Genomic DNA, 11670 nt, shown 5'->3' on the forward strand with positions numbered 1-11670 from the left:
GTTATTGCGGCGCGGCAAGTGATTCAAATTACAAAAAAATAATGATTGGCGCCGGAGCCTGCCTCAGGTGTGGCATTTGCGCTAAGGATTGTGACTTCGGTGCAGGAAAACACCGTTCACAGCGGTCCAGAAGCCGTTGTTCTGCCATCGATTTTTGACGATCGGCAAGAAATTCGTCGCTCCCGATGCTGACGTTGCATACACGTAAAAGGCGGGCTCGGGCTGTCAGTGTCGCACCCCATGTCGCAGGGGTGGTAACGCATTTTTGAACGCGCTGATGGGACAATTTCCGATGGCGCGACGATCCTGTGAATAGCGCGTCGTTTGGGCAAATGCCGTGGCATGTGTTGACGAACCTGCTTATATGGACCCCAATCAAGAGGTTCCAATGCGCTTTTCCAACTCCTTTCTCGACGAGATACGCGATCGCGTGCCGATTTCGGACGTGATCGGTCGTCGCGTGAGCTGGGACAAACGCAAGACCAATGTCTCTCGCGGGGACTATTGGGCCTGCTGCCCGTTTCACGGGGAGAAGTCACCGAGCTTTCACTGCGAGGACCGCAAGGGACGCTACCACTGCTTCGGCTGTGGCGTCACCGGCGACCACTTCCGCTTCCTGACCGACCTTGAGGGATTGAGTTTTCCGGAAGCCGTGCAGCAGATCGCTGACATGGCGGGCGTTGCCATGCCGATTGCCGATCCGGTCATGGAGAAGCGCGAGAAGGAGCGTACCTCGCTTCTCGACGTGATGGAACTAGCGACCACGTTCTTCCAGGATCAGTTGCAGACGGCGAACGGCGCGCGGGCGCGCGCCTACCTCCGTGATCGCGGGCTGACGGGACGGACGATCGAGACCTTCCGGCTTGGCTTCGCGCCTGATAGCCGCAATGCCCTGAAGGAGTTTCTGGCAGGAAAGGGTGTTGCCAAGGAGCAGATCGAGGCGTGCGGTCTGGTTGTCCATGGTCCCGATATTCCGGTTTCCTATGATCGCTTCCGCGACCGCATCATGTTTCCGATCCTGTCATCCCGCGAGAAGGTCATCGCCTTCGGCGGACGTGCGATGTCACCGGATGCTCCCGCGAAATACCTCAATTCCAATGAGACGGAGCTCTTCCACAAGGGCAATGTGCTTTACAATTTCGCGCGCGCCCGCCGCGCGACGCAGGGTGCGAGCGGTGAGAGCACGATCATCGCCGTCGAAGGCTATATGGACGTGATCGCGCTGCATCAGGCCGGTGTGGAGAATGCCGTGGCGCCGCTCGGCACGGCTCTGACCGAGAACCAGCTCGAACTCCTCTGGAAGATGACGCCACAGCCGGTACTTTGCTTCGATGGGGACGGTGCCGGCGTTCGCGCCGCCAATCGTGCCGCCGATCTTGCGCTTCCGCATATCAAGCCGGGGCGCACGGTGCGCTTTGCTCTCCTTCCGGACGGCAAGGATCCGGACGATCTCGTCCGTGACGAGGGCCGCGCGCCATTCGACAAGGTCATGAGCCAGGCGAAGCCTCTGGCGGAGATGGTCTGGAGCCGAGAAATCAATACCGGCCAGTTCGAGACGCCCGAAGCCAAGGCGGAGCTCGAAGCGCGGCTGAAGCAGCTGGTTGCCGTCATTGCCGATGAAAATGTACGCCGCCACTACCAACAGGATATGCGCGACCGCCTGAACAGCTTCTTCCAGCCGCAATTCCAGAATCGCGGCAATGAGCGGCGAAGCTTTGATCGTGGCTCCGGCCAATCGCGTGGCCGAGGCAACGAAGGCCCGCGTGGTCCGCGGCTTTCCGGAGGCGGCATTTCAGATCGGCTGGCGCGCTCGGGACTGGTGAAGGGCCATCAGGAAACACCGGCGTTGCGCGAGAGCGTGTTGGCGCTGACCGTCATCAATCATCCTGCCTTGATGCAGGACGAATACGATGAGATCGCTTCCATCGATTACGACAACCGCGAACTGCAGCGGCTTTGGTCGGTGATGCTCGGCGCTGCCGCTGCCGTCGCCGGGCCGCACCTGACGCGCGAATACCTGCTGGAGCGTATGGAGGAGCAGGGGTTTGGCGCGCTGCTGCAGGGTCTTGAGCAGCAAATCCGCAACGCCCGGCTTTGGATCGCCACGTCAGAGGCGGCGATGGAGGATGCACGCGAAGGCTACCGGCAGGCGCTCGCCTTCCACAAGCGCGCCAAGGCCTTGCGCTTCCAGAAGATCGAGCTTGAACGCGAGATCGCCGCGGCGACCGAGGCCGGCAACGGCGACGTGATCGACCAGCTGATGCGCGCGCTGCAGGAGGTTCACTTCGAGGGGCTTCGCCTCGAGAACCAGGAAGCGATCATCGACGGTTTCGGCGTGCTCTCCGGTCGCGTCAAGGGAGCGGCGAGCCATTGAGGGATCCGAAGGACCGAGAATTTTCCGCTGGCGATGCGTTGTTCGGCGCCGAGCGGTCGCCACTTGCGATTCTCAACCGCGTCTACGGCTATCCCGCCTTTCGTGGCAAGCAGCAGCAAGTGGTCGATCATGTCGTCTCGGGGGGAGATGCCGTCGTTCTTTTCCCGACCGGGGCCGGCAAGTCGCTCTGCTTCCAGATTCCGGCGCTCTGCCGCGAGGGTCTCGGCATTGTCGTTTCGCCGCTAATTGCGCTGATGCGCGATCAGGTGGAAGCGATGAAGCAGCTCGGCATCAGGGCGGCGGCGCTGAATTCCACGCTGTCGCGCGAGGAGTTCGTCGACGTTCGCCGCGCGATTTCCTCGGGCAAGCTCGATCTCCTCTACGTCACACCCGAGCGCATTCTTCTGGATGGATTTCGCGATACGATTGGCAATGCGAGAATTTCGCTTTTCGCTATCGACGAGGCGCACTGTTTTCACGGATAGGCACGATTCAGTGAAAACGTAAGGTATCAAAGCATCCGCCGACTAGGCGGATTCCGCTTCCTATTCGAATGCAAGTCGGGACGAGCGCTTATCCAAATAGCAGGTCGAGGACCGACTTGCTTTTATTCGAATAGACAAAGATGTCGGGCGCAGCCCGGCCATTTATGCCCACGCAGTGGGCACCGGACCCGGCCGCAGGACGGGCTTTGACACTCCGGTGGAGGCCGATCCAGCAGCTGATGACGCACGATAGGTCACTCGGAAGCAGACGGCTTGTCGCCATAGTCGAAGTCCAGGAATGTCGTCCGGATCCCCCAGCCGGCTTCCGCGTCGCGGCGGATGAAAAATACGCCACGCGAAGAGTAGTGGCGCATCAGCTTTTCGACACTTGCGATCCCGGCGGTTCCCAGCTCAGCCATGTGTATCGTTTTTCGGCTGATCCCGGACTCCTTCGACACCTCGGTCTGTGACTGGCCGAGGAGAACCCGTGCAGCAGCGAGCAAGCGAGGTGGTGGTCTCATGAAGGATTGAGTGTCATCAAATTATGCGGCACGCAAATAATAGTTGACAATTACTCATTGTGCGCAAATAAAGAGTCAAAATGAGTAAAAACAGACGCATCGTGAATAGCTCACCGGCTGCCAACGATTCGAATCAAAGAGGGTATTCTTGACATATCAATGGCTCGATGAGGCGACCGTGCTGCGCCTGCTGAAGGATCTGCAACTGGCTGAGGCGGGAGAGTTCGAGAAACTGCCGATTGCCAACGCGCCGTTGCTGCGAGACTCCAGGACAGTCCTCGGCAACGTATTCGCCCTCAGCGGTACGGTCACGGGTCATCCTCGTCTAAGGGACGGGAAGGAGATCGTGACCAGTCAGCTTTTTTACCTCAACAAGGATCTCGGAATCGCCCGCACGATGAATCGCTGGTATCGAGTCACCGACGGTGCTCTGCTAAAGGGGCACTGACGATGAATTTCGAAGGCCGGACGAATCTTGTCAAGAAGTATTCGAAGGATCCAGCGAAGCTTATAGCGGGTTTCGGTATTGTGCGCGCGTTGAGGGGCGCGGGTCTGCTACGACAGGGAGCGATCGGCTACGTCGTTTTGGTGGTTCCTGAAGACTATCGCACTGACGAATACGAGGCTGCCGCCTTCACCGTGTTGGGAGCCAAACGGGATGATTGGGTCGAACAAGCAGTGAGCGTGCGTCTCGCGAATCCTCCCTTCAAGAAGGGGAGCTCCAATGGCCGCATATCGATCTACGATACGAAGGGGTTAGACGTCTTGATAGCAAGAGACGTCGATGAAGTGCCTCGCGACGTACTATTTGCAGCCACAGCCGTGTTGCGATTGGACCCGCCGACGCCGGCGCACGTAAATGCTGCTCGTCGAGTTTGTGGGAGATCACCGCTGTCTCCGGGGGCGGCGACCATCATTTCGAGGAAATCTCAGGGACAACTCCTGGCGGCCGTTCTCAAGCCGGATCTCGCAGAAGATCGGATCGATCAGATTGATGAAATCGTTCGGGTTGATCCCATTGGTCCCAGTCTTTTCGATCTGCCTGGCTACGATGCGATCAAGGATTGGGCCGCAGATATTGCTAAGGACGTAATCCGCTGGAAGCAGAAGGGTCTAGCGTGGAATTTCGTCGCGAGAGGTGCGATCATCTCTGGCGTGCCTGGCACGGGGAAGACTCATTTCGCTTCCGCTCTCGCCAATGCGCTGGGGCTGCGGCTCGTTACAGCGACTGTGGGCGGTTGGCAGGCCACAGGCGCACTTGACGACATGCTGGCAGCAATGCGGAGAACGTTTGCCGAGGCGGCTGAAGCCAAGGGTGCGCTACTTTTCATCGATGAGATCGATTCAATCGGCATGAGGAATGCCCGTCCAACCGGATATCACGGCGACCAGTATTGGCAGACGGTCGTGAATGAGGCGCTTTTTCTGCTGAACAGACCTGGCGACGGTGTCCTAGTTGTAGGCGCAACGAACTTTCCGGATTGGATTGATCCCGCTCTGAAACGGGCGGGTCGCCTGGAGAGCCACTTCGTCCTTCCCTTACCTGACAAAACTACACGGGCGCAAATCCTTGGACACCACACCGATGGCATTTTCCCGTTCGAATCCTTGGAACAGATCGCCGAGGACCTCGATGGAAAGACCGGAGCGGATATAGAGCAATTGGTTCGCGACGCACTGCGTAAGGCCCGAAATGAAGGACGGGAGCTTTGTCTCCAGGATCTTAAAGCGCAGCTTCCGGAGAAACTGTTCTACACGCCTGAGCAACAGCTGAGGATCGCGGTGCACGAGGCGGGCCATGCGTTGGTCTCGCTGGCACTCGGTCATTCGACAGGCGCCATGATCGAGATCAAGGATAGCTTTGATCCAAGCGGTGATGGCTTCATCGGGGGCAAAGTGACCTACGATCTAAAGGAGGACTACTTCCCGACTGAGACGAGCCTTCGCACTCGGATTGCCGTGAGTTTCGCTGGGATGGCGGCGGAAAAGGCGGTTTTTGGCGATCGGTCGATTGGCGGAGGTGGCGCAATGGGGACCGATGTCGAATTGGCGACCACGCTGGCGAGAAGAATGGTGGGGAGCTATGGCCTTGGCCGGATCCCGATGTTCCTGGGCACCGCGAGGGATCTGAAGGACAAACCTCTCTCCGATTCACTGGAAGCCGAGGTTGCGCAATTGCTTGAAGAGGAATGGGAGCGCACGCTTTCCCTCGTCTTTGAACAGCAAGAACAGCTCCTTGATTTGGCAAAACACGTGGTTGTCCATCGTTCTCTGAAGATAGACCGCGATGGTACGCCAAAGGCAGCCTGATAGCGGACGGATGCAGTGGCGCGCGATGTTATGGAGATTAAGCTGCCTAGTGTGAGTGGTTGAGCTCGTGATTTGATTGAAACCAATCAGATTTGCGGTATCAATGGTTCCCGGAGCTATCCTTGGGGACCCCTTATCAAATGTTCGCGGCAGTGTAGATCTCGAACGGCAGCATGTGCTGCGAGACGATGGACGTTCGATGGGTATTGAGGGATTCTGCCATCTCTTTGACCAGCGTGTCTGCAAGGAGGCGGGCGGGATGGGAGAGAACGACACGTAGCACCCCTTCTGCAAGGCCCGCGCGGGTCTCGTTGGTAAGTTCATGGGCAATAACGACAAGCCGCTTTGCGGCAGGCCCGCCGTTCTCTCGAAGAGCGCGCATTACTCCCGTCACGCCTCCGCCTGCGACGTAGAGGCCTACCCAGTTGTCTTCAGATTCCAGTAGCTTGCGTGTCATATCGTAGGCGAGATCGGGTTCCTCTTGCGTACCTTGAGTTTCCAACATCTGAAAGTCACGCTCGCTTTCCCGGAAATACGATCTAAACCCCATTTCGCAGAGTTCCTGCGAAAGGTATCGGTGGCTTCCGACGAAGACCGCAACCTTGCCGGGGCTAGGGTTCACATTGTCGATGAACCACGCGGCTGTGCGCCCTTTCTTAACGCAGTCGTTGCCGACATATCCCGCTCGTCCTCTTGCCGTCAGATCAGAGATCATCGTGAAGACTGGAATTCCTTCATTTTCGAGGCCGTCCACAGCGTGATTGATCTGCGGGTGGTCGGAAGTGATAATTCCTATGGCGTCTGCATCTCGGCTCATTGCCAGCAGCGCATCCGCGGTATTCTCGGGAGCTAGTTCGTCCACAAACCGGATAATTGGACGTCCGTGAGCGTCCGGATAGGCTTCCACGGCTTTCGTCAAGACCTCCGCCCACATCTGGTAGAGCTTTCTGTGGGATTGCTTCAACAGGAAGCCGAATTTGATGACGGGCTTGTCGTTTTCGAGCCGCTTCTTGATGGCTGTGACACCGTGGAAGCCAATCCTTTCCGCGGCTGACAGAACTCTTTCTGCCGTTTGGGGTCTAACCGGATCGCGGCCATTCAGAACCCGATCGACCGTCGAAACTCCTACATTTGCGGCCTTTGCAAGGTCCGCGATCGTTGGTCTCGTCATCCAAAATCTCCCACGAAATGAGGGTTAATCTGAGAGAATTTGGGAGAAAAGTCCAGCTCCAAATTGACAGAAAGCTCAGTTTTATGGTGATCTCCGTGTCGCTGGAGGAGCATTCAGTACTTTAAAAAGACGCCTAAATGGCGTGACTTTGGGAGGAGGGGCTATGCCCGCGGCCAACGGATCGGTGCGCCTTGTTGAGCGCAGTGAAGAACATCAGTCCGGATCACCGTCACTGGTTCTCGAAATGCGGAACATCACCAAGGCATTTCCCGGCGTTCTTGCGCTCGACGGTATGAACCTGAAAGTTCGGCCGGGTTCTGTGCACGTGCTCGTCGGCGAGAATGGCGCGGGGAAGTCGACGCTGATGAAGATCCTCAGCGGCACCTACACAATTGACGGCGGCGAGATCATTTTCAAGGGCGAAACTCTGAGTGCGCAGGACACTGCAGCTGCTCTGGATCGCGGGATCTCGATGATCCACCAGGAACTCAGCCCCGTTCTCGATATGACCATTGCCGAGAACATCTTCCTCGGTCGCGAACCAGCGATGGCAGAGAACGGATTTATGTCGCGCTTTGTCGACTTCGCGAAGATGAACGCTGATACGAAGGCGCTTCTCGATCGGCTAGGCCTTAAGTATGCGCCCGAAACCAGGATGCGCGATCTCTCCATTGCTGCAATGCAGTTGATCGAGATCGTCAAGGCGATCTCGCGCGAGGCGTCACTTGTCATCATGGATGAGCCGACTTCGGCAATCAGCGATACCGAGGTCGCCATGCTGTTCCGGCAGATCGCCGATCTCAAGGCGGCTGGCGTGGCTATCATCTACATCACACATAAGATGGATGAAATCTTTCAGATTGCCGACGACATCACCGTTATGCGCGACGGTCAGTTCATCGCGGCAGCACCTGCAAGCGAATATGACGAAGGCAAGCTGATCTCCCAGATGGTCGGCCGCACGATTTCCAGCATTTTCCCGAAGGAAGAGGTGCCGATCGGCGAGGTCGTGCTTTCGGTCGAGAACCTGTCACGCGACGGCACCTTTGAGAACGTCAGCTTCAACGTCCGTGCTGGCGAGATCGTCGGGTTGTCCGGCTTGATCGGCGCCGGTCGGACGGAAGTTGCGCGCGTGATCTTCGGGCTCGACGCGGCTACTGGCGGCTCTGTCATTCTTAACGGACAGGTGCTGAAGTTGAAGTCACCGAAGGATGCCATCTCGCACGGGATTGCGATGGTTTCCGAGGATCGCAAGGCAGAGGGCCTCGTTCTTTGCCGCTCGGTTGGCGAGAACATCTCGCTGGCAAACCTGAAAAAGTTCGCCGCAGGCCTCTTTGTCAGCGAGAAGCAGGAAGAATCTGCTGCGCAACGCATGATCAAAATGCTGCAGATCAAGACGCCCAATACCGACATGATCGTCGAGAACCTGAGCGGCGGCAACCAGCAGAAGATCGTAATCGCCAAGTGGCTTCTCGGCGATCTGAAGCTGTTGATCCTCGATGAGCCGACCCGCGGGATCGACGTCGGCTCGAAATCCGAAATTCACCGCCTGATGACCGACTTCGCCCGCCAGGGCCTGGCGATCATCATGATCTCGTCGGAGCTTCCCGAAGTTCTTGGCATGAGCGACCGCGTCGTCGTCATGGCTGAAGGCAAGGTCGCTGGCGAACTGACAAGAAGCGAGGCCAATCAGGAAAGCATCATGCGCCTTGCAACGGGAGGACACTAATGAACACCGAACCCATGGCTGCGGGCGCTCCCGCCAAGGTTACACCGAAATCGAGCGGTCTGGACTTCGCCGCAATCTATCGCAAATACGGCACGATCCTCATCTTCGTCGGCATCTGCATCCTTGCTTCGCTTTTGAGCCCGACGTTCCTGACCGAAGCCAATCTGACAAACGTTCTGCGTCAGGTCGTGGTCGTCAGCCTCCTGGCCTGTGGCGTGACCTTCATCATCATCCTCGGGCACATTGACGTGTCGCTCGGATCGGTGCTTGCACTCTGTGGGGTGATTGCCGCCAGTGTGATGGCGATGACCGGAAGCATCATTCTGGCAGTCGTCGCCGGGGTAACGGTCGGTGTCATCACGGGCATTATCAACGGCTTCGTTATCACGTTCTTTCGCATTCCGTCCTTCATCATGACACTCGCGATGACGACGGTGGCCCGTGGTGCGGTTCTTCTCTACACGGGCGGATCCCCGGTGACTGGCCTTGGCGACTTTAAAGTGATCGGGCAGGGCTCGATCGGACCGGTGCCGATTTCGGTTCTCATTCTCGCCGTGCTGGTCGTTGTGTCCTGGATCCTGCTCAACAAGACGAAGTTCGGCCGCTACGTCTATGCCGTGGGTGGCAATGAACGGGCTGCGCGCGCGTCCGGCATCAATCCGGACAGCATCATCGTGAAGGCGTTCATCTTCAACGGCATCCTCTGTGCCGTCGCTGGCATCGTCCTGATGTCCCGCATCAATTCCGGGCAGCCGGCAGGCGGCGTCGGCTACGAATTCGACGCAATTACGGCTGTCGTAGTCGGTGGCACCAGCCTGATGGGCGGAACCGGAACAATCACGGGCACGGTCATCGGCGCGATGATCATCGGTGTCATCAACAATATCCTCAATCTGATGAACGTCAGTTCCTACTGGCAGCAGATCATCAAGGGACTGATCATCGCGGTCGCCGTCATCCTTGATGTTTGGACGAAATCGGCCCGCAGCAAGAAGAAGGCCTGATCGAAAAGTTCCCGCGCGATGCGAACGCGCTCGCGCGAAGGACCACCTGTGTGTCGACGCCTGGGCGTCGGAACGACGAAATTTCGAATTTACCAACGGGAGGAGACCCCAAATGAAACTGATCGCAAAGCTTGCACTCGCCTGCGCCGTATCCGCAGCAGCTCTGTCCACGTCTGCCGCTTTCGCTGCCGACAAGTTCGTCGTCGGCTATGCCAACATGGCTGACACCGACGTTTTCGTCATGGCCCGCAAGAACGCCTTCATCGAAGCGGCGAAGTCTGATCCGGATGTAGAGATCAAGTTCACCGACGCAAACAACGACGCCAGCAAGCAGCTCGACCAGATCGACAACCTGATTGCCCAGAAGGTCAACGTCATCGTCGTCGTTCCGGTCGACTACGAAGGTATCGTTCCCGGCGTCGAAAAGGCCAATGAAGCTGGCATCCCGGTCGTTGCCCTCGGTATCCAGTCGGCAGGCGGCAAGTACACCTTCGTCGGCTCGAAGAACATCGACGCTGGCAAGATGCAGGCCGAGTACATGAAGGCAAACCTGCCGAAGGATGCCCAGATCCTCTACCTGCAGGGCACGCCCGGCCTCTATCACTCGCAGGAGCGCCTGAAGGGTTTCGAGGATAATCTCGGCCGTCCTGACGTCAAGATCCTTGCCAATCTCTCCGGCAACTATGACCGGGCCGAGGGCATGAAGGTGACCGAGGATTGGATCCAGAGCTTCCCGAAATTTGATGCGATCATCGCCGCCAACGACCAGATGGCGCTCGGTGCCCGCGAAGCGCTGCAGGGTGCGGATCGCCTCAAGGGCGTGATGATCTCCGGCGTCGACGGCGTGCCGGATGCGCTTAACGCGATCAAGGCAGGCGAGATGTCACAGACGATCTTCCAGAACGCCGGTGGCCAAGCCAAGGCTGCGTTCGAAGTCGTCGAAGGCATCAAGAAGGGTGAGACGCCTCCGGCTGAAAAGCTCGTGCCGTTCGAGTCCATCACCAAGGACAACGTCGACCAGTACATGAAGAAGTAATTCCTCCCGAGAAGCGTGTCGGGGCTTCGGCTCCGGCACGCGCCATCCAATGCAATGAATATCCTGGAGCTCATATAATGATGCGCTTAAGTCTGGTAACCGACATCCTCGGATACCTTCCCTTCGAAGAGATGCTCGACACGGTCTCAAAGCTCGGGTTTGAATCCGTGGAACTGGGTTGCGGAAACTGGTCGAAGGCTCCGCACTTGCGCCTCGACGAACTCCTGGGTAGCGAGCAGGCCCGGACCGAGTACTTGGCGGCTCTCGACCGCCGAGGCCTTACGATCTCTGCCTTGAATTGCTCTGGCAATCAGCTCCATCCTGGCGCGAGCGGCGCAGAGCATCGCGCTGTTGTTGAGAAGACATTCCGGCTTGCCGAAAAGCTCGGCGTGAAGACCGTGGTCATGATGTCCGGCTGCCCAGGCGGTACACCAAAGGACGAACTGCCGAACTGGATCACCCACGTCATCCTGCCTGAGCAAGTCGAAGCCCTCGACTATCAGTGGAACGGCGTGCTGATCCCGTATTTCCAGAAAGCGGCGGTTCTCGCCAAGGACTGCGGCATTCGCGTCGCGATCGAGAACCTCGGCGCCACAATGATCCACAATCCCGCTAATATGCTGCGGCTGCGCGAGCACGTCGATCCGGTCATCGGCATGAACTTCGACCCGAGCCATCACATGTGGATGGGCGGTGATCCGATCGCGGCCGTTCGCCTGCTGGGCGATGCTATCCACTACATGCATGCCAAGGACGTCCGGCTGGAGCGCACGCTCGCGGAGGCCAATGGCCTGATCGACACCTACTGGATCAACGACATTGCCAAGCGCTCTTGGAACTACGTGGCGCTCGGGCATGGCCACGACGTCCAGTGGTGGAAAGAATTCTTCGCGGTTGCGAGGATGGTTGGATACGACGGACCGGTCAGCCTCGAAATGGAAGACGCCGGAATGGATCCGCTCCTTGGCGTCAAGAAATCACTCACGACACTGAAGCTCGCGCTCCCACGCGACTTCGACTGACATCCCCCATCAGGAACA

9 protein-coding genes and 1 pseudogene are annotated in these 11670 nt (G+C 58.1%); 8 read left to right on the plus strand and 2 right to left on the minus strand.

Translation table 11 applies throughout. The annotated features are described in order from the left end of the window. The first annotated feature begins 388 nt into the window (after positions 1-388). Positions 389-2374, plus strand: a complete 1986-nt coding sequence (gene dnaG / locus FHT77_RS08625; RefSeq protein WP_183754301.1) for a DNA primase — start codon at positions 389-391, stop codon at positions 2372-2374. Next, positions 2371-2847, plus strand: a pseudogene (locus FHT77_RS08630) (DEAD/DEAH box helicase); the annotation flags it as partial. The gene dnaG and the pseudogene FHT77_RS08630, both read left to right, overlap by 4 nt. Before the next feature lie 266 nt (positions 2848-3113). Here the strand turns inward: FHT77_RS08630 and FHT77_RS08635 are convergent. Further along, positions 3114-3278: a hypothetical protein gene (locus tag FHT77_RS08635; RefSeq protein ID WP_183754305.1), complete on the minus strand. Its 165-nt coding sequence runs from the start codon at positions 3276-3278 to the stop codon at positions 3114-3116. A gap of 250 nt (positions 3279-3528) precedes the next feature. Between FHT77_RS08635 and FHT77_RS08640 the strand changes: the two genes are divergently transcribed. Beyond that, complete coding sequence (locus FHT77_RS08640) at positions 3529-3828, plus strand: DUF6634 family protein (protein ID WP_183754306.1); 300 nt, start codon at positions 3529-3531, stop codon at positions 3826-3828. Between the two features lie 2 nt (positions 3829-3830). Then, positions 3831-5690 (plus strand): AAA family ATPase, encoded by a 1860-nt coding sequence (locus FHT77_RS08645; RefSeq protein WP_183754308.1) that lies wholly within the window; start codon positions 3831-3833, stop codon positions 5688-5690. 136 nt (positions 5691-5826) lie between these two features. Here the strand turns inward: FHT77_RS08645 and FHT77_RS08650 are convergent, their stop codons facing one another. Then, positions 5827-6861, minus strand: coding sequence for a LacI family DNA-binding transcriptional regulator (locus FHT77_RS08650; protein ID WP_183754310.1), 1035 nt, complete (start codon positions 6859-6861; stop codon positions 5827-5829). Between the two features lie 163 nt (positions 6862-7024). Between FHT77_RS08650 and FHT77_RS08655 the strand changes: the two genes are divergently transcribed. The 4 genes from FHT77_RS08655 (at position 7025) to FHT77_RS08670 (ending at position 11652) form a co-directional block, all read left to right on the plus strand. Then, positions 7025-8590: a sugar ABC transporter ATP-binding protein gene (locus FHT77_RS08655; RefSeq protein ID WP_183754312.1), complete on the plus strand. Its 1566-nt coding sequence runs from the start codon at positions 7025-7027 to the stop codon at positions 8588-8590. Positions 8591-8604: 14 nt separating this feature from the next. After that, on the plus strand, positions 8605-9594 hold the full coding sequence (locus FHT77_RS08660) for an ABC transporter permease (RefSeq protein ID WP_312859736.1): 990 nt from the start codon (positions 8605-8607) through the stop codon (positions 9592-9594). 112 nt (positions 9595-9706) lie between these two features. After that, positions 9707-10630 (plus strand): sugar ABC transporter substrate-binding protein, encoded by a 924-nt coding sequence (locus FHT77_RS08665; RefSeq protein WP_183754316.1) that lies wholly within the window; start codon positions 9707-9709, stop codon positions 10628-10630. 77 nt (positions 10631-10707) lie between these two features. Further along, positions 10708-11652 (plus strand): sugar phosphate isomerase/epimerase, encoded by a 945-nt coding sequence (locus tag FHT77_RS08670; protein WP_183754318.1) that lies wholly within the window; start codon positions 10708-10710, stop codon positions 11650-11652. The last annotated feature ends 18 nt before the right edge of the window (positions 11653-11670 follow it).

The organism is Rhizobium sp. BK181 (assembly GCF_014193305.1).
Classification (GTDB): Bacteria; Pseudomonadota; Alphaproteobacteria; order Rhizobiales; family Rhizobiaceae; genus Rhizobium.

Bases quoted from the DNA above. Each gene is read 5' to 3' on its own strand.
- dnaG (WP_183754301.1), top strand. From the start codon at position 389: ATGCGCTTTTCCAACTCCTTTCTCGACGAGATACGCGATCGCGTGCCG.
- FHT77_RS08635 (WP_183754305.1), bottom strand. From the start codon at position 3,278: ATGGCTGAGCTGGGAACCGCCGGGATCGCAAGTGTCGAAAAGCTGATG.
- FHT77_RS08645 (WP_183754308.1), top strand. From the start codon at position 3,831: ATGAATTTCGAAGGCCGGACGAATCTTGTCAAGAAGTATTCGAAGGAT.
- FHT77_RS08650 (WP_183754310.1), bottom strand. From the start codon at position 6,861: ATGACGAGACCAACGATCGCGGACCTTGCAAAGGCCGCAAATGTAGGA.
- FHT77_RS08655 (WP_183754312.1), top strand. From the start codon at position 7,025: ATGCCCGCGGCCAACGGATCGGTGCGCCTTGTTGAGCGCAGTGAAGAA.
- FHT77_RS08660 (WP_312859736.1), top strand. From the start codon at position 8,605: ATGGCTGCGGGCGCTCCCGCCAAGGTTACACCGAAATCGAGCGGTCTG.
- FHT77_RS08665 (WP_183754316.1), top strand. From the start codon at position 9,707: ATGAAACTGATCGCAAAGCTTGCACTCGCCTGCGCCGTATCCGCAGCA.
- FHT77_RS08670 (WP_183754318.1), top strand. From the start codon at position 10,708: ATGATGCGCTTAAGTCTGGTAACCGACATCCTCGGATACCTTCCCTTC.